The following is a 20,529-nucleotide window of genomic DNA, read 5'->3' on the forward strand; positions in this document are numbered from 1 at the left end:
CACCCCGCGCCTCGCGCCTCGTCGCCTCGCGCCTCGTCACCTCGCGCCCCATCACCCCGCGCCTCGCGCCCCATCACCCCGCGCCTCGCGCCTCGTCACCTCGCGCCTCGTCACCTCGCGCCTCGTCACCTCGCGCCCCATCACCCCGCGCCCCATCACCCCGCGCCCCATCACCCCGCGCCCCATCACCCCGCGCCTCGCGCCTCGTCACCTCGCGCCCCATCACCCCTCACCCCATCACCCCTCACCCCACCAACTCCCCACCCCCATCACCCCTCACCCACACCACCCCTCACCCACACCACCTCCCGCACACCCATCGCCCCGCACACCCGAGCACACCCCGGAGCACTTCATGAGCACCGACACGGTGAACCCGGCGCACCACACCACCCGCGGTCCCACCGCCGACATCACCAAGATCGCCACCGAGGACACCCACACCTTCTTCTACGACCATCCCCTGGATCACATACCGGGGATGCTTCTGGTGGACACCGCCCTCCGCCGGGCAGAAGACCTCGTCACCCGGCACGCCGCCGGTCCGCTGCGAGTGGGTGCGCTGGACCTGACCTTCAACGGCCTGTGCGAGCACAGCTCCGATGCTTTCCTCCACCTCAGGCAGAACCCGCCGGGCAAGCACACGTTCACTCTCGACATCCGCCAAGGCCAGACCAGCGTCTGCACGGGGTCACTGCGACTTCAGCCGGCTGACCAGCGGGAACTGTTCACCCCAGCGTCCGCCCAAGGGCCCGCCCCAGTGCCCGCCCAAGCGCCCGTCCAAGGGCCTGCCCATGCGTCCGCCCAAGGGCCCGTCCATGGGCTCGCCCCAGCGCCCGCCCAAGCGCCCGTCCAAGGGCCTGCCCCAGCGTCCGCCCCAGCACCCGTCCCAGCGCCCGCCCAAGCGCCCGCCCAAGGGCCTGCCCCAGCGCCCGTCCAAGCACCCGCCCAAGCGCCCGCCCAAGCGCCCGCCCCAGCGTCCGCCCCGACGCCCGGACACAGCCGCCCCCGGCGTGCGCCCGCAAAGCTGGTCCACAAAAAGTCCCCGGACAACGTCCTGATCGGCCCCCTGCAACAGACCGGCGACCACAGCTACACCACCCCCATGATCCCCCCGCCCGCCGACCGGTGGCCCGACGTGCACCCCGCCACTGTGCTGGTCGAGGCCATCCGTCAGACTGCCACCCTCACCTCCCACACCGCATGGGACATCCCCACCAACTGGCAGTACATCCTGATGTCCATCCACCTGACACTCCCGGGCACCGCGACCTGGCCCACCGCCCCGCAACTGGTCTGCCACATCAGCCCGTTGAGGGGCCGCGCCCGCGGCGGCATCGACATCGCCGTCCACGCCGGCGGCACACAGGTCGGCCACCTGCACCTCAAAGCCCGCGCCGTTCCCCCCGCCGCATACCGGCGGATGCGCCAGGCCACCTCCAAGACGACGGAGGCGCGGGCATGAAGCAGTGGATCACCGAGAAGTTCCCGGCGCTCTTCTTCTTCACCGGATTCCTGGCCGGCGCCGCAGCCCTCGTCCGAGCGGCACGGGACACCGCAAGCCCCGCCTTCCCCCTGCCCACGGTGATGATCGGCATCTACCTGTGCTGGGTCCTGCTGGAGGCACGCATCACCTTCCGCACCGCCCGGATGCAGGACACCGAAGACGACCACGGCACAGAGATCCTCTACGGCCTGTCACGATTCGCCACCGTCCTGGCCGCCCTCTACGGCCCCCTGCCCCACACACCGCCACTGCCGGCAAGCGGCCCCCTGCTGCTCCTCCTGGCCGGAATCGCCCTGCGCCTGGTCTCCATCCGCACACTGGGCACCTTCTACTCCCACCGCGTACGCACCGACGCCCAGCACCGCATCGCCACCTCAGGCCCCTACCGACTGCTGCGGCACCCCGCCTACGCCGGGATGCTCCTCGCGCACATCGGCCTGGTGGCCTACTTCCTCAACCCGCTCAGCGTCGCACTGCTCCTGCTGCTGTTCGTCCCCGCGGTCGTCCGCAGGATCACCGTCGAGGAAAAAGTGATGTCCACCGTCGCCGGCTACCGCGACTTCATGGCCAGCCGCAAACGCCTCGTGCCGTTCCTGTGGTGACCCCGACGCCCCGCACCGGCCGGCCGCCCAGAATCGCCCTGACCGGCGCCACCGGCTACGTCGGCAGTGCCTTCCTGCGGCACCTGTCGGGAATGGCCTCCCCCTGGCCCGTCACCGCCCTGGTCCGCCAACCACCCCCACGACCCCTGCCGTTCGTCACCTACCTGCGCGGCCAGATCCCCGGGCGCCTGCCCGCCGGCTTCCCGCCGCCCGACACCGACGTCCTGGTCCACCTCGCAGGCGAGCACCGCAGCCGCGACCAGGCCACCTTGCACGCCGTGAACGTGGCCGGCACCCGCGCCCTGCTCGACGCGGCCCCCGACACACTCCAAGGCGTACTCCTGGGCAGCTCCCTGTCCGTCTACGGCAAGGGCGCCCACATCCGCGTGACCGAGACCGCCCCCGCCCGACCCGCGACAGCCCTGGCCCGCACCCGACTGGGCGCCGAGCACGAGGTCACCCAGGCCATGCGGCAGCGCAACGCAACCGCCTACCTCCTGCGCCCACGCTTCATCACCAGCCAAGACGACACCTCCTTCCTCCCCGGCATCGCCAGACTCCGCCAACTCCCCTTGCGCCTCCCCGCGGACCGCACCCACTTCAGCCTGATCGACGCGGACGACTACGGCGCGGTCATCGCACAGCTGGCACGCCGCGTCCTGGACCGCGCCGCCCGCGGCACCCCCCTGCGCACACCCCTCAACGTCGCCTACCGCAGACCCGTAGCCCTCCACGACCTCTTCGACCTCCTGGCCACCCCACCCGGCCCCCTGCGCTGGCTCCCCGCCGCCCCGCTACGGGCCCTGACCTCCGTCCTCCCCGGGCAGGGGGCGTCCCACCTCGCGGAACGACTCGAACTGGTCACCCGGTCCCACTGGGCCGACGTCGGCCTCCTGGAAAGCGAGATCGGAACCGCCCTGACCGCGAAATCACCGGAAACGGTGCTGCGCTCCTACCGGGCGTACCCACCCGAACAGGACACCTGATGAACGACACCCTCATCGAGACCCTCGACGCAGGCATGACCCCCGACAGCGTCGGCTGGAAATTCGCCCGCCTCAAAACCCTCCACACACACGGCATCCGGGTCCCCGAACTGTTCTGCCTCACCGGCACCGCCTACCACCAGGCAGTCGCACCGGTCGCGGACACCCTCGAGGCCCTGGTACGCAACACCGACCTGGACGACTGGGACCAGGTATGCGCCACCAGCGCCCGCATCCGCGAAGTCATCACCGACACCGGACTCGGCACCGACATCGAGCGGGCCCTGGAACACCACCTGGCCACCGACTTCCCCGACAACCCGCTGCTGGCCGTGCGCGCCTCGGTCATCGGCGCCCAGGGCCAAGGCGAGGACTCCGCACAAAACCCCTTCGCCGGCATGAGCGACAGCTTCCTCTACGTCCCCCCCTCCGGCGTGAAAGCGGCCGTACTCAACTGCTGGGCATCGGCCTTCAGCCCCGAAGGACTGCTCTACCGACACCGCCAGCACCTGCCCTTCTCCGGGCTCCTGGTCGCCGTCGGCGTCCAACGCATGGTCTTCGGCGAACGCTCCCTGGTCCTGTTCACCTGCGACCCCACCAGCTACGCACACAACACGGTCATCAGCGCAACCTGGGGCATCGGCGAGGGCGTCGTCCAGGAAAAGGCCCCCGTCGACCACTACTTCGTACACTCCCGCACCCACACCGTCGAAAGCGTCATAGCCCACAAGACGACCATGGTGACCCTCGACGCCGACCGCGGACACGGAACCGTCGAGACCGCCGTACCCAGCCCGCGCATCGACATCCCCGTCCTGGCCGACCGCGAGGCCAGATCACTGGCCCGACTCGGCCGCGACATCGAGAAGATCTTCGGCGAACCACAGGACATCGAGGCCACCTTCACCGAAGACGGCCTCGTCCACGTGGTGCAGTCCCGGCCCGTCACCATCGAAGCCGACCGGCACCGCATCTGGAGCAGCGCCAACGTCTCCGAAAGCTTCCCCGACACCACCACCCCCATGACCTACTCGGTGGCACGCCGCTTCTACTGGCTGCTCAACCACGACTACCTGCGCCGCAGCGGAGTCCCCGAGAGCGAACTGCACGACCTGCACGAGACCATGACCCGACTACTGGGGTTCCTCGACAACCGCATCTACCACAGCATCAACTCCTTCATCACGATGCTGTCCGCCGTCCCCATGTTCGACAGCGTCCGCCGCGACTGGGAACGCCTCGTCGCCGAACTCGACACCTTCTACCACCACACCTCCCACAAACCCACCGGCCTACGCGCCCGCAGCCGCCGAGCAACCCGCCTGATCACCGGATGGGGCCGCGTAGCACGCGCCTACCACACCCTGCCCCGCGACTTCAAAAACTTCCAGACACAATGGAGCGAACTCCTACAGGAAGTGCGCACCGGAGCAACCACCAACCAGCACCCCCTCACACTCATCGCCGACTACCGGCACACCTGGCGCACCGCCGGAAAACTCTGGGGCATCACCCTGGTCAACTACCAGTTCATGGTGCTCTTCCACAAAGCCGTCGAACTCGCCATGGACCGCTGGGACATCGACGAACAAGAAACCCTCTTCAGCCAGCTCCTGTGCGGCGGCCGACAACTCAAAGGCGCAGAAATCGCACTCAGCGCCGTACGACTGGCCGAACAGGTCCGCGCCGACGCAGGACTCCACGACCTCTTCCTCGCCGACCAACCCCGCACCATCTGGAACCACCTGGACGCAGGAAAACTCCCACACCACTTCACCGACGAAGTACACCGCCACATCGAACGGTACGGCGACCGCGGCATCGCAGAACTGAAACTGGAGAAATCCAACCTCCGCGACACCCCCTGGGAACTGATCCAACTCATCCAGCAATACGCCGCAAGCGACCTGACCGTCGCAGACATGGAAGAAGTCGAACGCGGAACACGCCTGGCCGGCGAAGCACTCCTGCACACCAAACTGCCCCGAGCCCGACTGCGCCGCGCCCTCCTGCTCGGCCTGTTCGACCGACTGCGCACCACCCTCTACTACCGCGAAGCCGGCCGCTACATGCGCAGCGAACTCTTCGGCTACAGCAAACAGGTCATCCGCGCCCTGGGCACGGAACTGCACCGCCGCGACGTCCTCAGCGACCCAGAAGACGTGTTCTTCCTCGACCTCGACGAACTCTTCGGCTTCATCGACGGCACCGGCACCACCCGCGACCTGGCAGGACTGGCCGCCCTCCGCAAGCGCGACCTGAAAAAATCCCAGGCACTGCGGCCGGTACGCGAGTTCGCCACCGGCGACGTGGTCGCCACCTCCGTGCCCCAACAGCAGGACCTGTCACCGCACGACACCGAAAGCACCGACGAACTACGCGGACTGGGCTCATGCCCAGGAAAGGTCCGCGGATACGCCCGGATCCTCTCCGACCCGGCCCTGGACGGGCAGTTCCCCGCCGACAGCATCCTCATCACCCGCGAAACCGACCCCGGCTGGCTCTACCTCATGCTCGCCTCGAAGGGCATCGTCGTCGAACGCGGCAGCCTGCTGTCCCACACCGCCATCACCGGCAGAAAATTCGGCATCCCCACCATCGTGGGAGTCCCGGAGGCAACCCGGAAAATCCCCGAAGGAAGCCTCATCGAAGTCGACGGAGGCACCGGCACCGTCGTCATCCTGGACCAGGCCCCCCGATGAGACCCCTGCACGCCTTCTGGCGCTTCTTCTCCCAACGCTTCCCCGCCCCGCGCTACCTCGCCTACGTCCTGCTGTGGCCGGCCGGCGTCCTTGGCACACTGGCACCACTACGCCCCGCCACAACGGCAGTGGGCCCCGGTGCCACGGCGCAAGGGTGCGCCGCACTGGCCCTGTTCGTGATCCTGTTCTTCATGCGCGCCGTCGACGAGATCAAGGACCTCGACTACGACCGGCAGTTCCACCCCGACCGCCCCCTGGTCACCGGCGAGACAGACACCGCAACCCTCCGCATCTACCTGGCAGGCTCGGCGGCCCTCGCCCTCACCCTGAGCGCCGCCGTCAGCGCGGCAGCCGTCGTGACAGGCGCGGCCATCATGGCCTACAGCGTGCTCCTGCTCCTCCTGGAGAAGACCTCCGAGCGCTTCCGCGAAAGCATCTGGGGAAACATCGCGATCACGATCCAACTCAAGACCGGACTCATCTGCTACGCAGCACTGCCGGCCGCCTCCGGCAGCGCCGGCGCACCACCGCTGCCCACCGCGCTGGTGGTCCTGTCCTTCCTCCTGGCCTACCTGCACTGGGAGATCGCCCGCAAAACCCTCCGGGCACGATTCGCCCTGCCCGGCGAGAAGCTCTACTCGACGGCCTGCGGCGCCCGGTGGAGCCTGGCCATCGCCACAGCCCTCATGGTCACCGCCTGCTTCCTGCGCGCCGTGGTGACCCTGCAGGCGGACGCGGGCGACGTCCGGCCCGCCACGCTCGCGGTCCTGGCCATCCCCCTGGCGCTCGTCGCCTGGGGCGCCGTCGACTTCCACCGGCACAGCCAGAGGCGGCACACCGCCGGCGGACCGGCATTCGCCGCGTATCTGGCATTCCTGGCCACCGGAGCGGTGCAGCCCGCACTGATGGACCAGGCACCACCCTGGTTCGGCTGAACCAAACCCTCACCCCTCCCACCCATCCCCACCATCCCCACCACCCCTCCGCCCCCTCCCTCGCCCCTCCCTCCCTTCCCTTGACCAAAGGTGTGATGTGCCATGACCGGACGAGTCATCTACGCCGACTTCGAATACCCCATCCCGCTGGGCGGCGCCCGCATCCTGTCCGCACACGTCAAGCTCCTGGCCGAGGCAGGCGTCGACGCCTACCGATGGTCGCCCACACCAGACTTCCGCTACACCTGGTTCGACGACAGCGGCATACCGACCCTGTCCGGCATGCACATCGACCTGAGCGCCGACGACCTCCTGGTCGTCCCGGAGATCTCGGTCCTGCCCGCACACGACCCGGCCCCCGGCGCCCGCAAAGTCATCTTCAACCAAGGCCACTTCCTCACCTTCCTCACCAGCGGCGCACAGGGCCGATACCCAGGCTTCACCCCCGACCCCGGCATCTGGACCATCTCCCACGAGAGCGTCGACGTCCTCAGCCGCGCCCACCCGCACCTGCCCACCCCCCTGCTCATCCCGAACCCCATCGACGGCGAACTCTTCCGCCCCGCCCCGCAACGAGCGGCGAGCATCGCCTGGATGCCACGCAACCGCCCCGCCGAATCACTGCTCCTGGAACGCCTGCTCCGCGCCGACCCACGCAGCGAAGGCGTCGAGCTGCGCCCCATCCGAGGACTGAGCCACGAACAGGTCGCCGAAGTCCTCGCCGACACCTCGGTCTTCGTCGCACTGGGCTCACCGGAAGGAGAAGGCTTCGGCCTGCCCGTCGCCGAAGCCCTGGCAAGCGGCTGCCTGGTCACCGGCTACCCCCTGGGCGGCGGCGAAGAACTCTTCGACGCCCCCTCGGCCTGGCGCGTACCGGACCTGCGCACCGGCCTGCTGGCAGACCGCGCCCTGGAACTCGTCCGACGTCCGCAGGACGGCCTGCGCGCCCAGGGACGCCAGTGGCTGCTCGACCGATACCACCGCAAGACGACCACCGACGCCCTGCTGGCAGCGGTCGACGCCGCCCGCACCCTGCCGGGCGGCCCGGCCACGGCAACGCACTTCCTGGCCTGGTCAGAGGAATACCGGCCGTTCTTCGTCTCCCAGGTAGCGGCCATGGAAGCAGCACAGAAGACCAGTTGACCGCTCGCACCGCCCAGAATCCACCCACACCGAGGCGACCAGCACGAACTCCCCCCGCGGCACCCACCGGCGCGGGGGCGATCGCCCCTGACACCGCCGCCTGCATCCGGTAGGTCATCCGGACCGGCCGGGACCGCCGCCTCGCCGCCTCGCCGCCTCGCCGCCTCGCTGCCTCGGCGCCTCGGCGCGCTCCCGGCGAGCCCGGCCGGCGGCGCGCACCGGCGGGGAGCCGACGCTCGACTCCACCTGCGTGCATGCGTGCATGCGTGCATGCGTGCGTGCATGCGCTGCGCCAAGAAGGAGCTCGGTGAACACCCGACAAAGGCGGTGCGGAAAATATCGGGTGAGCGGGAGCGGCGCCGCCGCACGATGGGGGCATGGACGACATCACCTTGGTATCCCGCTTCCTCCGCGACGGCTTCGTGAAGCTGGAGGGCGCCGTCGCGCCGCGCGTGGCCGCGGACTGCGCGCGGCTGCTGTGGCGAGAGACCGGCTGCGACCCGGACGATCCAGCCACCTGGACGCAGCCCGTGCACTGGGTGGCCGGCCTGGCACAGGGGCCGTTCGCCGCCGCGCCGAACTCCCCCTCCCTGCATCACGCGTACGACCTGCTCGTCGGCGCGGAACGCTGGGAGCCACGCTACTCACTGGGCTCGTTCCCGCTGCGCTTCCCCCACCAGGAGGAGCCCGACGACGCGGGCTGGCACATCGAGGGGAGCTATCTGCCACCGGGCGAGAGCTGGTCCTTCACGAATCTGCGCTCCCGGGGCCGGGCGTTGCTGATGCTGTTCCTGTTCAGCGAAGTCGGCCAGGAGGACGCCCCGACCCGGATCCGGGTCGGCTCACACCTCGACGTGCCCAACGTGCTGGAGAAGTACGGGGAGGACGGGGCGAGCGGACTGGCCCTTGCCCCCGATCTGGCGGCGGCATCCGACCACCGGCCACTGGCCCTCGCCACCGGCGCCCCGGGCGACGTCTTCCTGTGCCATCCGTTCCTGGTGCACGCAGCGCAACCACACCACGGGGCGCGCCCGCGCTTGATGGCCCAGCCGCCACTGATGCCGGCCACACCCTACGAACTGGAGCGGGCTGACGGCGCCTACTCACCCGTGGAGATCGCGATCCGCCGGGGCCTGGCACAGGGCACCCCCGCCACCCGGTCGCCGACTGCGCTACCTCCAGCACCCCGACGACGACTTTCCGCGCCAACTCCGCAACACCAGGCGGCAGACAGCCGCCGAAGGAGCTGACGCCCGCGCCCGGCCCGACGCCAAGCGCACCAAGTCGATCTCCTCGCCGCGAGGAGGAGCGATGATCACGTTGCCGGGGCAGGGAGATCTCACGGACGAACAGCGAGCGGTGCTGGAGCCGTTGTTGCCGAAGCGGCGAAGACGACCCGGCTCAGCGGGCAGGCAACCGACGGTACGCCCGGCCCCGCACGAAGAGGACGACGAAGGTGATCGCGAAGACCAAGCACGCCATCATGCCGAAGGTCAGCAGGGCATATCCCGTCTCGCTGATGCCTGGCACCGTGGTCACCGTGGTCATGGTGGCGGTGGTCTGTTCCGTGCGCTCATGGTCGGGATGGTCCGTGATGTACAGGATCTGCCCCACGATCCCCAGCACACACAGCGCCGCCCAGACCAGCAGCCATCCACCCGCCCTGCCCCACCAGGGGATCCGCGGGCGCAGCGCGCCCTGCGGGCACCGGGCCAGCAGCACGCGCCCCAGGCCCGCGGCGTACGCGGCCAGCCCGTCCGTCCGCAGCCGGCGGCCGTCGGCGAAGCCGATCTCGATGCGGTAGCCGTTGCCCAGCCGGGTCGCGATGCGGTTGACGGCGTCCCCCTCGACGTGGAGGGAGGTGACGCGGTCCCAGGTCCAGCCGGCAACCCCCCGCCGCGACCCGTGGACCAGGCCCCGCTCCCGCACCTCGAAGTATTCCCCGGGCTCGCCGCGCAGCGCCCGGACGATCTGGATCACCGCGACCCACACGGCGCCCAGCGCAAGGCCGATCAGCAGGCCGATCGCCCGGTTGCTGCGCGCGGACCCCTCGCCGGTGGCGGACAGGCCCCACACCCCCAGCCAACCCGAAGGCACGGCGATGAGCAGAGCCCAGGCGGCGTTCACCCATCGCTTGCGGTGGTCGACCGGATGCCGGCTGAGCACCGGTCCGAGCTGGTCGAGAGCGTTCGCTCCCTCGATGGCAGTCACCGGCCAAGTCAAACACCCGTGGCACGCGCACTCAACACCCGTACACACCCAGGGAGTTGCTTTACCGCCGCCACGCGTCCCGGTAGCCCGGGTGGCCCGCGTACCTCAGCGCGAGCAGCCTGAGCGGACCCCCAGGACGCCGGCCGGGTACTGGGCGCCGTCCCCCGCGTCCAGATCCTCCTGGGACTCCCGGCGCGCCACCGGATCGCAGGTCGGCCTGCGGGCGGACCTGACCACCCGCACCGCACCACCCCCGCGAGCCTGGCCCCATGGAGGGCCGGGTGAAGGCTGCCGAGGCTGCCGCTTTCGCGGAAAGGGATTGACCGGGCCGGAAGTTCGTCGAGGGGTCCGGGCTGCAGCCGACGCCCACACACGATCACCAATGAAACAATATTCTGTTGTCTCGTTGATGGGTGCGGTAGGGTGGCCGCATGACACGCGACGCTCAGGACGCGGCTCGCCGGCGGCTGGCGGCACTTGCGGATGACCCCGCCGTTCACCGCACTCCCGCCCATGACCTGGAACAGGACGCGGCTTTGCTGGGCCGTCTGCTGGCAGTTGCCGCCGGCCGCCGGCAAGACGGCAGCCCGCACGGGGAGATGGCCGATGACGTGGCCGCCGGCCTTCGTCTCTTCGAGCAGATGCGTGTGGCACTGGACCAGCTGGAGACGCAGGTGGTCATGGAGGCCCGCCGTTGCGGGATGGACTGGAAGCAGATCTCCCAGCACCAGGGATTCAACTCCTCCCAGGCCGCCTCGCAGCGCTACCAGCGGCTGACGACCCGCCTCGAAGAGATCCGCCAAGGCATCCGGTAGGGGAGAAGCAGATGACCGAGCCGTCGCAGGGATTGTTCGACGCCATCGACTCCCTCCTCGATGCCGTCGACAACCACACCTTGCTGCCCGCCCCGCCCGAACGCGTCCGCCTGCGCGAGGCCGCCGGACTGACCGAGGCCGCCGTCGCCCAAGCCCTCGGGGTCCGCGTCCAGAGCATCCAGGCGTGGGAAGCAGGCCGCGCCGAACCCAAGGCCCAACGCCTGGAGGCGTACCGGAAGCTGCTCGACGGGCTCGCCCACCGCTTCCCCGCCCCCACCCCGGACCGCCCGGCGACGAAATCCCCGCAGCCGCCGGCCGCACCCGAAGCGCTCCCGAACGCCCAAGAGACCGCTTCTCCACAACCGCTGCCCTCGCCTGCCGAACTGCCGCAGACCGCGTTCCGCCCCGACGGCCTGGTGGAGCAGGGCGATCCCGAACCGTGCATCCGCTGCGGCATGGTGACCCCGTTCAAGGCCACCGACGGCCGGTCCCTGCACCCCGGCGCAATGTGCCAACCCTCCCCGGCCGCACCCCCGGCCGCCGCTGCGCCGCCGAGCCCTTCCCCGACTCCGGCGCCCGCCGACGCAGCACGGCCTTCGCCCACGCCCACCCCGGCGCCGACGCGGCCGCAGCGTCGGGCCACGTCCTCCGCCCGGGCCCAGGCCGAGACCAACACCCTGATCACCGGCGCCGTGCACCAGGAATTGGAGCGCGCCGAAGGCGATGCGGATGCCGCGTCGCAGGCGCTGGCCAAGCGGGCGATCCCCGACGTGATGCGGTTGTTCGAGGAGACCCGGGCCAGTGCCCGCTACCAGTACACCGCCTACCCGTCCCTGCCCGACATCCTGCACAAGCCCTCGAAGCGGGAACCGGACCAGATCTGGGAGGCCCGCCCCAACTTCCACCACCCCCACTACTCCCTCAAAGCCCCCGGCACCATCCGCGTCACCGCCCTGGACGCCAACGCCGCCTACCTCTCCGCCCTCAAGTGCTGGCTGCCCATCGGCAAGTTGGAACACCACACCGGCAACGACGGCGTGGACCCCAAACGCTCCGGCGTCCACCTCGTCACCCCCGCCGCATGGCAGCACCCGCACCTACCCGACCCCCTCGGCGACCGCGAGGAACCCGGCGCCCTGTGGATCACCGACGCCACCTTGCGCCTGCTCCTGCGCCTGTCCGGCCCCAAGTACGGCCTGACCGGCGCGCCGACCGTGCACGAGTCCTGGACCTCGGGCGCGACGGAGAACTTCCTCGACGCCCTCCGCAAAGTCCTCGCCGCAGCCCGGGAGACGGCCCTCGCGCAGGACGACTCCCTCACCGAGGGCTACGTCAAGGCGATGTACTCGAAGTTCATCTCGACGATGGGGGAGTCCATCCACAACCGTGAGATCCAACGCCCCGACTGGATGCACATCATCCACAGCCAGGCCTACGCCAACCTCTGGGGCAAGGCCTACAAGGCCCACCAGGCCGGCCTGGAGATCATCGCGATGATGGGCACCGACGAACTCCACGTGAGTGGTGACTGGCGGCAGGTCTTCACGCCAGGCCGCGGCCTGTCCCAGATGAAGATCAAGCACAGCGACACCGCGAAAGCCTCCGGCCAGTACACCGTCGGCCAGGTGGCCCGCTGATGGCCCTGGATTCCCGCTGGCGCCGGATCGGCCACTACGGCGCCCGGGCCCTGCCCGGCTGGGTCTGCACCGCCGAAGGCATCGACCGGATGGTGACCGGCATCGAGTCACCGGTCACCTCCGAACGCGGCCTGTCCGCCCGCCTGCGCTACCTGACGGCGTCCGACGCCGGCTACGAGGCGATGGACCGCGCCGGCATCCACGTCCGCCCCCGCACCCTCATCGCCTGGCTCGCCGAGGAACGCACCCCCAGCACAGCCAACCTCGCCCGCCTGGACGTGGCCTACTGGGACCTACGACGCCGCAACGTCGTCGCCGACCTCAAACGCCGCCTGACCAACCACGGCCGCGGCACCCGCATCGAGATCGACCCCGCCGACCAGTCCCAAGTCGACCCCCGCCACCGCCGCGACGTCGAAACCCGTTCCCTCAACGTCCGCGGCCTGATCTGGGATCGGACCATCGACGCATGGATCACCCACGACGCCCGCGAACTCGAAGCGATCTGGGACGAGATCATCCAAGGCGGCCTCGGCACCGACTGGGACGCCTACACCTACGTCTCCTCCGTCGGCTGGGCCGCCTGATCCAGCCAGGCGTGCTCTAGGATCTGCGGATCGATGCGCAATGAAGGCGCAAACCCAGGGATCGGTGCGCATTCATTACGGTCCGTAGCTATCGTTGTAGATCTCTTGCGATCTTTCGGAGACGGGTATGCCGGGGGTTCCGTACCGTCCGGGACATGACGGTACGGAATACGGGCAGCGCCCGTCGTGCGCGCAAGATTCCTACGGTGTCGATCCGGTACGAGGACACGTCGGCACGTGAAGTGCCGGTACGCCAGCTGCGGTTGGCAGACTTCGCGGAGTCGAAGCCGCGGCGGGATGTCCGGTCGGTGCATGGAATGACCCATTACTCGGGCAAGTACTCGTCGGTGACGACGGGCGGGCATGTGGTCTACGGGCATGTGGTCTATGAGGGCCGGCTGGAGCCGGCCCGGCTGCTGCTGGCGGACTTTGACCCCGCAGCGCAGGGAATCTTCGCTCAGCCGTGTCGGCTGGCGGCTCGTGTCGGTGACCGGGTGCGGGCGGCATCATGTTCCGGACTTTCTGCTGGTCATGCGCTCGGGACGGTGCGGTGGTCAACGTCAAGCCAGTGGACCGGCTGAAGGACCCGAAGATCGCGGAAGCTCTGGCACAGCCGGGCGAGCTGTTTCGGCAGCATGGCTGGGAATACGAGATCTGGTCTGGAGCGGATCGGTTCCTGCTGGAGAACGTGCGGTTCCTGGCCGCCTATCGGTGCCCCGGGGTGGTGCCTGCGGCCGAGGTGGAGCAGGCGTGGGAACAGGTCGTGGACGGTGGGGAACTGGCTCTGGTCCAGCGTTGGTTGGCAGACGATCGGCCGCATGGCCGCGTACTCGGAAGAGCTGCGACGATCCGGTCACGACTGCCTCCGCAGGCCAACGTCTTGGAGTGGCGGCCACGGTGGTCGCGACCGCCGCGTCCTGGAACACGGTCGGCCTCAGACAACCAGCGCTGGCGACATCTCGGGCAATGGCTGAAGTTTCGTCTGGGAGCGGCGCGTTCGCGCCACGACGGCCAGACCCTCCAACTGGTCTATGGCCTCGACCAGTTGGGCAATGGTGGGAGCTGCGGGCCGGTCCGGCGGCCAACGCGGGGAGCAGTCGCACACCTGACTCACGCGCGAAGGCGATCTCCAGTACTGCCGCTGCCTGCTCCGCGGCGGGTACGGAACCGTTTCCGGCTTGCGGCATGAGCTACTTGGGGCGCCAGTCGAAGGGGAAGTGCTGCTGGACCCGCCGCGGTAGGGGGAGAAGCCGGTGGTGTGGTCGTCGCGGACGACGCCCCAGGTGGCGACTTGGCCGGGGCCGACCTTACCTGCCGCGGGCGTTGATGAGCCGGACGCGGCTGTCCGTGGTCGGCGCAGGTGTCACCGGGACCAGTAGGAGTCCCGCATATCCGGGGTGTAGTCCGGTCCGCCGTTGGGTGCCTGAGGAAACTGGTCGCCTTCCTCTCCTTTAATGTCACCGCTGCTCTCGGAGGACAGGGCGCCAACGCTGGCGTAGAGTTCGACATCGCCGAAGCTGCTCACCGAGAATTTGACGAAGCGGCCGTCTTTCGTATTTCCCGAAAGTGAAGGCTCTCGGGGATTCGAAGCGATGGTCTTGAAGCCTTCCATGCTCCAATGCTTGGTGATAGTTGCGAGCAGCTCAGGTAGTTTCGTTTTTGAGACCTTGGTTCGTGCATAGCGGTACCGGCCAACGTTCACTTCTCCGTTCGCCTTATTTGTGAAGGGGTTTCTGCGCTCTGATCTCCGAGCCGGTCCGTCTCGCCATTTGAGCTGAGGGTGTACCGTCTCGACGGTGTCATCCAGGATAGAGTCGACCTGCTTGACGGCCTGATCCACGTTGATGGTCGGATCGGGGCTACCTCCCGGCAACACCGAACAGCCTCCGATGAACCCCGTTGAAATCAGCGCGCCAGCGACTGCCGCGGCGAGCTTCCGTTGACTCTTCACGTTTTATCGCCTCCTCTGGAAGGTGACCTTTTCTGGGTGTCCGGTCACAATCTTTCCCATGTTGTCCAGTGAATCGCCACCTTCGGGATTGAAATAATTGGAATGAGATGATTTCGGGTTTCCGAATGCGACGCTGAATCGATTCCCGCCGAAGTCATCGCTGGCTGGATCTTGCCCGAACCACAATTCATGCGGATCGGTAAGGTGGGCTATTCCTCCATTAATGGGGCCGGTGGCGATGCCCCAAGCTGATTCGCTTTTGGAAGGTGCATGGGTAACAAGATCGCTATCAGCTGCTCCAACCCACACCCGGTCTGCGCCGACCCCAAGATCCTCGGCCTTCTGTGCCCCCGTCCCAGGGCTCCCCACGAGGATGATGTCGTCTGCGGGAATTCCTCCCTCACGCTGAGCTGCCTGGCCCACCGTGAACGACCCATAACTGTGTCCGATCGCCGTCACGTGCGGGCGGTCGCCTTGATGAGTTGCTTGGATGCCGCCCAGGAAATTCCCGAAGTCCGCCCCGCCTCGCTTGCCCCGCTCTGTGTCTGCGACTTCAGGGCCCTGTGGTGCATCGTATCCAAGCCAGACAATCGAGGCGGTTTTATGCTGGTGGTCCGCTTGATTTGCGGAGTTCCAGACATTCTCAGCACGGTCCCCGTCCTCTTTCCCCACGTCTTTGAGCGTGGTGCTGAAGCCAGGCACGTAGGCAGCGACGTTGTCCGCCGTATCTGGATCCCCGTACGAGAGGATAGCTCTTCCCTGCCCCTCCGGGCCGATTCCGAGCAGGAGCGCTTCCGGCTCTTTCCCCTCGTCGCTCACCAGGCGTTCTCTGATTGCCTTGTAGCCTTCGTATCTTTCCTTCACCTCGTCCGGAGCATCCTTGGGAGACATGGCAACCAGCCGGTCGAGGTTAACTCGATTGGCTTTGTCGCGAGTCCTTGCCGGTATTCCATCGAGGTTTCCGATGACGCCCGGGTTGAGCGCCAGCTGCTCTTCCTGTTCTTCCGCGCTCAGGCCGTTCCACCAGTCCCGGGCCTTCTTCGGATCCGTACCCTTTGCGGGAGCCGATTCAAGTCCAACGGTCGCTCCCGCAATCTTGGAAATGTCCGCGGCGTCCCGCATCGACTCCAGATTGTCCACGGAAAGCCCTCGGTCAACCCGCAATCTTGAAAGGGCCTCACGGTAGCGAGCGTCTGTCTCCATGGCATTACGTAGAACAGAGAATATGTTCTCCTCAAGGCCACGCCGTTCCCGTTCTTTTGCCGGAACCGCGTCAGGTTCTCCGGTGGGTATGTCGCCCTCATCAGCGCAGACGACTTCGCCGGTCGGTGCGATCTTGTAGCCCTTCCTGATGGCTTCATCCAATGCTTGGTGGAGTGCCTTCTGCTGCGCTCGCAACTCCGTGATGACTCCGTCCAGCGTCGTCTCGATCAGTGCACATTCCTGACCGCCGAACTGAAAGTTCTCGCGCAGCCTGCTCATGCGCTGCTGTGCCTTATCGGCTGCATCCCCAGACCATTCATGCTTCAGTGGACTGCGCATGTATGCGTCGATGCGATCGCAATAGCCACCTAGGCGCCGCGCGACCTGCGCCCATTCTTCCTTTGCTGCTTCTAGCGCGGAAAAGCGGAGGTTCTGGAGGTCCTGTACGGTCAGTGTCATGAGGTATCACCCAAAGGGGCTGTCGAGAGGAGCGGCGCTCTGCATTGCTGGGCGGACAGAGGTCGAGCTCCTGGTGGGAGTCCGGGTGAAAGACTGGGCAGTTGCCTCGTCGTTCTTTTCGTAGTTGTCCGCAGATTCCCTGAGCGAGCGTGTGACCTCGCCGCACTCCTTCTGGACATCAGTGAGTCGCTCATGCCAAGACTGATGGGTCCTCATCAGTTCTCCAACGAATTCAAACCCATCGGTTTGTCCCGCTATGCCCTGATGGTGTGAGTTCAGGCTCCCAATGGCAGTTCGTACGCCAGCTCGCATCTCCTCGCTATGGGTAGCGGCCGTACGAAGCGCAGCTGGATTGACTTTGTTGGTCGACAAAAGTCCCCCCGATTCCCGTGTTGCCTTGTACTCCTGGTTCCGTGAGCGGTCATTAGTAAGCGCCCTCAGAAGTAGCCAGCTCCCCACATTACGTGAAGGCTCCAGAACTCGACTCAGCGGCGCAACATCCAGCCAATCTTGTGTCAGCCGACCTTCACGGCGCCCATGAAGTCTCATCAGGGGTTTCTTGAACCGCGGGTACCCCGCCCGATGGCCAGCTCGCTTCCCTGGGGACGAGTCCAGCCAGTCCTCCCAGGCCCGGTCGGTGTCGGTGAATGCGGACTGGAACACATGGGGGTTGACCTCGTGCCACCACGGACGCAGGCCTTCGATGTCGGTCCAGGTGCCGCCACGCTCGGTATTGAACGCCTTCTGTACGGCCGGCTTCGACGGGACCGGGACCTTCGTCTTCTTGCGCGTCTCCGTCTCTGGTGTTCTGCCGGCGACGAGTTCGTCGACCTTGGCGCGCCACTGTTCACGGGCTTGCCTCTTCGTGGCGAGCGCGTAGTTGAAGGCGAGGCGGGGTTCCCGCACCAGCGCAGCAGTTTCTGCTCCTGGGTAGGGGAGGAGGCCAGCGTGCGATGTGCAGGGTTGGCGTCGGTGGGTTGGCGTCCGTGACGGCATGTCAGGCCGGGTGTTTTCCCTGTTCGGGCGTTGAGTACGGGCGAGGTCACTGACGTAGGCCGGCACATGCGAGTCCTCTTACTGTCATGGGCCGATACACCCTGCCCGGCGCTGCTGCCTTGAGAACGGCATTTCTGATCCTTCCGAGGGCTGTGCGGCGGCAAGGTGGTTGGTGTCGTCAGGTGGGAATGGCCGAAGAGATCCGCCTGGTACTGCTCGTCTCTGACGGGATCTCGGATCAAGTGGACCAGGAGACAGCGCATGAGCTGTGCCGCGCACCAGGATGATCCGCAGGCGTTGGCGGAAACACTGGTCGCCGTTGCCGAGAAGATGCCTTACGGCTACCGCGGCGACGCAACCGGCATCGTGCCCTTGCAACACGCCGACTGACGCTCCGACACAGTCCTCGTCGTGCCGCGGCCACCGCGCAGGCCGGCCCAGCCGGCTGTTGGACGAACCCGCGGGGCCGCATCCTTGCCAAGACGAGCGCAGCGGGACCGGGCCCCGCCGCGTTTCCTCTGGGTGCGGTGGACGGTCCGGGGCTGAGGGCGGAGGGCTGGAGAGGCTCGGGGGCGGTACGTCGGAGGGGTGGCTGAGGAAAGTGGGGCGGGCCACGGCGGTCGAACGGGCCGTCGGCGGGCGGGTGGCCGCCGAACTGGCCCCGGCCGGTGATCTGTTGGCGGCCTGTCTGGCGGCCGGCGCCGGGCCCCGGGAGGCGGTCGAGGCGGTGGGCCGGTCGCTGGACGGGACGGTCGCCGAGCGGCTGCGCCATATTGCGGCCGAGCTGCGCCTGGGCGGTGAACCCGCCGCCGTATGGCCGCGGTTGGCGGAGCTCCCCGGTGCCGAGGAGCTGGCGCGCTGCATGGAGCGGGCGGGGATATCGGGGGCCCCGGCCGTGGAGCCGGCCCTTCGGGTCGCGGCCGAACTGCGCGCCGAGTGGGGGCGGGCCGCGACCGCGCGGGCCCGGCGGGCGGGGGTGCTGGTCACCCTCCCGCTGTCGGGGTGCTTCCTGCCGGCCTTCCTCGTCCTCGGGGTGGCGCCGGGCGCACGCGCCAGAGCCGGGGTGTACCTATGAGTTTGGTCAAAGTGGTGAGAGTGCCTGGTGGGTGAGGATGGCGGCACGACGACCTGGTTCCGCACCTACTACGAGGACGAAGATCTGTGGCTGTATTTCGAGGCCGATGCCGAGGGGTGGGCAGCGCGTCAGGTCGAGGTCCGAGGGGCGGACTCGCGGCCGGTGACGGCGGCCTCGTTGGAAGAGGTGCTGCACTTGCGTGACCATGCCGCTGTCGCGGCGATGGGCCACTATGAACAGCGGTATGGCGTCTTGGCCGAGGGCAACTTGGACGGCTGGCAGGACCAGCCCCCAGGCGGCCGAGATCTCCGCGGAGGAGTTCGAGTACCTGTGGGCTGAGGCCAGGCGGACCCTCGACGCTTCATGCTGACTGGGCTGGCTGGGGTTCGTAGAAGGTTCCGACGCGGAGCATGGCGAAGAGCACGTCGGCCCGGCGTCTCGCGAAGCAGAGAAGGGCTTGGGCGTGGTGCTTGCCCTGGCTGATCTTCCGGTCGTGGTAAGCCCTGGATTTCGGGTCGGCCAGGGCGGCGAAGGGTAAGAAGGCCCGTTTGAGTTGCTTGTTTCCCCTGCGGGACGGTTGCTTGCCACGGATTGAGGAGCCTGCGCTGCGGGTTGCCGGGCGAGGCCGGCGTAGGCAGCGAGGTGGGCAGAGGGGAACGAGCTGCCGTCGCCGACGTCGATGAGCATCCTGGCTCCGATCCTGACGCCGATCCCCGGCATGGACGTCATGGCCTTGGAAAGAGGGTGATTCTCCAGCAGTTCCCCACCGTTCCAGCGGTGAGGACGGCTGGGTGCTGGACACGCGGGCCAAGGTCTCGCTCCAGGGGCGGGTGGATCTGCGTGAGCGGGCCGCGGAGTCGGTTGCAGATGCGGGTTGCTTCGCTGGCGAGGTCGTCGTCGAAGTCGACGATCATCTTCAGCTCGGCGATGGTCTCGTCTTCGACTTCGACCGAGCGGAGGGTGTGGGGCATGACGCGGGCAGCGTCGGCAATGACGAAGGCGTCGCGGGGCGTCGCTCTTGGCCTCGCCGGGGTAGAGGTCGGCGATCCGCCGCATCGTCCTTCACGATGGCGATTTGAAGTGAAGTTGGCCGGAATGGGCGAGGGATTTGGCGAACCTTCGGCATCCAAGTCGGATGTGTCCACAAATGAGCGGTAGGTCGTTTGGATCTATCGGAAATGGGGGCTAACGTCGCTCCGCGCCGCTCGGCATGAACACGCCTAGCGGCAGGGGGACTGGGGGAAGAGGAAACGGGGCTGTTCAGGTTCCGCGCCTAGGGGTGCGTTTCCGCTTTCCCAATAGTGCTCCGGATTGACCGAATTGATCGATCCGCTCTGTATGCGATCGATCGCAAGTATCCATGCGGAAACATGCACTAGAGGGGAAGAGATCCGTGAGTACAGCAAAGTGGAATGTTCCGACGGTCGCTGCAGTGGTCGCCTCGGGGTTCTCGACGGTAGCTGCGGGAGTAGCGATGGCGATGGTGCTTACCATCGGGAGTGGGGCCAGTGCGGGTGCTCCGGCGCGCACCGGGTCGGTGCCCGCAGTCGCGGGGCAACCGGCTGCGGCGGTCCAGGTGGCTTCGAACGACAAGGCGGCGCAGAACTTCAAGGACGCGTTACAGCAGTTCCGCAAGGAGCATTCAGCAGCCCCCGCGAATGTCAGAGCCGACGCTGTGGCACGGGTGAAGAATCAGATAGCCTCCGGTCAGTTGGTGACG

Annotated in this window: 19 protein-coding genes and 1 pseudogene; 15 read left to right on the plus strand and 5 right to left on the minus strand. The window is 67.7% G+C overall.

What is annotated here, in order from left to right:
* Window positions 1–355: 355 nt before the first annotated feature.
* The 7 genes from ACIQE0_RS20710 (at window position 356) to ACIQE0_RS20740 (ending at window position 9,125) form a co-directional block, all read left to right on the plus strand.
* Window positions 356–1,465: an AfsA-related hotdog domain-containing protein gene (locus ACIQE0_RS20710; protein WP_402334153.1), complete on the plus strand. Its 1,110-nt coding sequence runs from the start codon at window positions 356–358 to the stop codon at window positions 1,463–1,465.
* A complete protein-coding gene (locus ACIQE0_RS20715) occupies window positions 1,462–2,109 on the plus strand; it encodes a methyltransferase family protein (protein WP_402334156.1) in 648 nt (215 codons plus the stop codon). The genes ACIQE0_RS20710 and ACIQE0_RS20715 overlap by 4 nt, the downstream gene beginning before the upstream one ends.
* A complete protein-coding gene (locus tag ACIQE0_RS20720; RefSeq protein WP_366338776.1) occupies window positions 2,106–3,095 on the plus strand; it encodes an NAD-dependent epimerase/dehydratase family protein in 990 nt (329 codons plus the stop codon). Before ACIQE0_RS20715 ends, ACIQE0_RS20720 begins: the two co-directional genes overlap by 4 nt.
* Window positions 3,095–5,797 carry a PEP/pyruvate-binding domain-containing protein gene (locus ACIQE0_RS20725; RefSeq protein ID WP_402334159.1) on the plus strand — a complete coding sequence of 901 codons (2,703 nt, stop codon included), beginning with the start codon at window positions 3,095–3,097 and terminating at the stop codon, window positions 5,795–5,797. The genes ACIQE0_RS20720 and ACIQE0_RS20725 overlap by 1 nt, the downstream gene beginning before the upstream one ends.
* Window positions 5,794–6,732, plus strand: a complete 939-nt coding sequence (locus tag ACIQE0_RS20730) for a hypothetical protein (RefSeq protein WP_366338780.1) — start codon at window positions 5,794–5,796, stop codon at window positions 6,730–6,732. The genes ACIQE0_RS20725 and ACIQE0_RS20730 overlap by 4 nt, the downstream gene beginning before the upstream one ends.
* Window positions 6,733–6,834: 102 nt before the next feature.
* Window positions 6,835–7,875, plus strand: coding sequence for a hypothetical protein (locus ACIQE0_RS20735; RefSeq protein ID WP_402334162.1), 1,041 nt, complete (start codon window positions 6,835–6,837; stop codon window positions 7,873–7,875).
* A 377-nt stretch (window positions 7,876–8,252) separates the two neighbouring features.
* Window positions 8,253–9,125 (plus strand): phytanoyl-CoA dioxygenase family protein, encoded by an 873-nt coding sequence (locus ACIQE0_RS20740; RefSeq protein ID WP_402334165.1) that lies wholly within the window; start codon window positions 8,253–8,255, stop codon window positions 9,123–9,125.
* A gap of 151 nt (window positions 9,126–9,276) precedes the next feature.
* Here the strand turns inward: ACIQE0_RS20740 and ACIQE0_RS20745 are convergent, their stop codons facing one another.
* Entirely contained in the window at window positions 9,277–10,086 is an 810-nt protein-coding gene (locus ACIQE0_RS20745) for a hypothetical protein (protein WP_402334168.1), read from the minus strand.
* Between the two features lie 61 nt (window positions 10,087–10,147).
* Window positions 10,148–10,357, minus strand: coding sequence for a DUF6221 family protein (locus ACIQE0_RS20750; RefSeq protein ID WP_402334171.1), 210 nt, complete (start codon window positions 10,355–10,357; stop codon window positions 10,148–10,150).
* 160 nt (window positions 10,358–10,517) lie between these two features.
* Here ACIQE0_RS20750 and ACIQE0_RS20755 point away from each other — a divergent pair, with 160 nt between their 5' ends.
* The 4 genes from ACIQE0_RS20755 (at window position 10,518) to ACIQE0_RS20770 (ending at window position 13,706) form a co-directional block, all read left to right on the plus strand.
* On the plus strand, window positions 10,518–10,901 hold the full coding sequence (locus ACIQE0_RS20755; RefSeq protein WP_402334174.1) for a hypothetical protein: 384 nt from the start codon (window positions 10,518–10,520) through the stop codon (window positions 10,899–10,901).
* Between the two features lie 11 nt (window positions 10,902–10,912).
* The gene (locus tag ACIQE0_RS20760; protein ID WP_402334177.1) at window positions 10,913–12,538 is read left to right on the plus strand and encodes a multiprotein-bridging factor 1 family protein; all 1,626 of its coding nucleotides are present in this window, start codon (window positions 10,913–10,915) and stop codon (window positions 12,536–12,538) included.
* Window positions 12,538–13,125, plus strand: coding sequence for a transcriptional regulator (locus tag ACIQE0_RS20765; RefSeq protein ID WP_402334180.1), 588 nt, complete (start codon window positions 12,538–12,540; stop codon window positions 13,123–13,125). Before ACIQE0_RS20760 ends, ACIQE0_RS20765 begins: the two co-directional genes overlap by 1 nt.
* Before the next feature lie 155 nt (window positions 13,126–13,280).
* Window positions 13,281–13,706: a hypothetical protein gene (locus ACIQE0_RS20770; RefSeq protein ID WP_402334183.1), complete on the plus strand. Its 426-nt coding sequence runs from the start codon at window positions 13,281–13,283 to the stop codon at window positions 13,704–13,706.
* A gap of 782 nt (window positions 13,707–14,488) precedes the next feature.
* Here ACIQE0_RS20770 and ACIQE0_RS20775 read toward each other — a convergent pair.
* Together ACIQE0_RS20775 and ACIQE0_RS20780 are read right to left on the minus strand one after the other, a co-directional pair.
* A complete protein-coding gene (locus ACIQE0_RS20775; protein WP_402334186.1) occupies window positions 14,489–15,076 on the minus strand; it encodes a hypothetical protein in 588 nt (195 codons plus the stop codon).
* A 3-nt stretch (window positions 15,077–15,079) separates the two neighbouring features.
* A complete protein-coding gene (locus tag ACIQE0_RS20780) occupies window positions 15,080–16,738 on the minus strand; it encodes an alpha/beta hydrolase (RefSeq protein WP_402334189.1) in 1,659 nt (552 codons plus the stop codon).
* 1,257 nt (window positions 16,739–17,995) lie between these two features.
* Here ACIQE0_RS20780 and ACIQE0_RS20785 point away from each other — a divergent pair.
* From ACIQE0_RS20785 to ACIQE0_RS20795, 3 genes are all read left to right on the plus strand, one after another.
* On the plus strand, window positions 17,996–18,124 hold the full coding sequence (locus ACIQE0_RS20785; protein ID WP_402334192.1) for a hypothetical protein: 129 nt from the start codon (window positions 17,996–17,998) through the stop codon (window positions 18,122–18,124).
* A 211-nt stretch (window positions 18,125–18,335) separates the two neighbouring features.
* On the plus strand, window positions 18,336–18,809 hold the full coding sequence (locus tag ACIQE0_RS20790; RefSeq protein ID WP_402334195.1) for a type II secretion system F family protein: 474 nt from the start codon (window positions 18,336–18,338) through the stop codon (window positions 18,807–18,809).
* A 27-nt stretch (window positions 18,810–18,836) separates the two neighbouring features.
* Window positions 18,837–19,148, plus strand: coding sequence for a hypothetical protein (locus ACIQE0_RS20795; protein ID WP_402334198.1), 312 nt, complete (start codon window positions 18,837–18,839; stop codon window positions 19,146–19,148).
* Between the two features lie 22 nt (window positions 19,149–19,170).
* Here the strand turns inward: ACIQE0_RS20795 and ACIQE0_RS20800 are convergent.
* Window positions 19,171–19,865: pseudogene (locus ACIQE0_RS20800) on the minus strand (transposase); the annotation flags it as partial.
* A gap of 418 nt (window positions 19,866–20,283) precedes the next feature.
* Here ACIQE0_RS20800 and ACIQE0_RS20805 point away from each other — a divergent pair.
* A partial coding sequence (locus ACIQE0_RS20805; RefSeq protein WP_402334201.1) for a flagellar biosynthesis anti-sigma factor FlgM occupies window positions 20,284–20,529 on the plus strand: 246 nt, incomplete at its 3' end.

This window comes from Streptomyces sp. NPDC093097 (assembly GCF_044754325.1).
Classification (GTDB): Bacteria; Actinomycetota; Actinomycetes; order Streptomycetales; family Streptomycetaceae; genus Streptomyces.

Bases quoted from the DNA above. Each gene is read 5' to 3' on its own strand.
- ACIQE0_RS20725 (WP_402334159.1), top strand. From the start codon at position 3,095: ATGAACGACACCCTCATCGAGACCCTCGACGCAGGCATGACCCCCGAC.
- ACIQE0_RS20760 (WP_402334177.1), top strand. From the start codon at position 10,913: ATGACCGAGCCGTCGCAGGGATTGTTCGACGCCATCGACTCCCTCCTC.
- ACIQE0_RS20740 (WP_402334165.1), top strand. From the start codon at position 8,253: ATGGACGACATCACCTTGGTATCCCGCTTCCTCCGCGACGGCTTCGTG.
- ACIQE0_RS20710 (WP_402334153.1), top strand. From the start codon at position 356: ATGAGCACCGACACGGTGAACCCGGCGCACCACACCACCCGCGGTCCC.
- ACIQE0_RS20780 (WP_402334189.1), bottom strand. From the start codon at position 16,738: ATGACACTGACCGTACAGGACCTCCAGAACCTCCGCTTTTCCGCGCTA.
- ACIQE0_RS20735 (WP_402334162.1), top strand. From the start codon at position 6,835: ATGACCGGACGAGTCATCTACGCCGACTTCGAATACCCCATCCCGCTG.
- ACIQE0_RS20765 (WP_402334180.1), top strand. From the start codon at position 12,538: ATGGCCCTGGATTCCCGCTGGCGCCGGATCGGCCACTACGGCGCCCGG.
- ACIQE0_RS20785 (WP_402334192.1), top strand. From the start codon at position 17,996: ATGAGCTGTGCCGCGCACCAGGATGATCCGCAGGCGTTGGCGGAAACA.
- ACIQE0_RS20730 (WP_366338780.1), top strand. From the start codon at position 5,794: ATGAGACCCCTGCACGCCTTCTGGCGCTTCTTCTCCCAACGCTTCCCC.
- ACIQE0_RS20715 (WP_402334156.1), top strand. From the start codon at position 1,462: ATGAAGCAGTGGATCACCGAGAAGTTCCCGGCGCTCTTCTTCTTCACC.
- ACIQE0_RS20750 (WP_402334171.1), bottom strand. From the start codon at position 10,357: ATGGGGCCAGGCTCGCGGGGGTGGTGCGGTGCGGGTGGTCAGGTCCGC.
- ACIQE0_RS20755 (WP_402334174.1), top strand. From the start codon at position 10,518: ATGACACGCGACGCTCAGGACGCGGCTCGCCGGCGGCTGGCGGCACTT.
- ACIQE0_RS20770 (WP_402334183.1), top strand. From the start codon at position 13,281: ATGACGGTACGGAATACGGGCAGCGCCCGTCGTGCGCGCAAGATTCCT.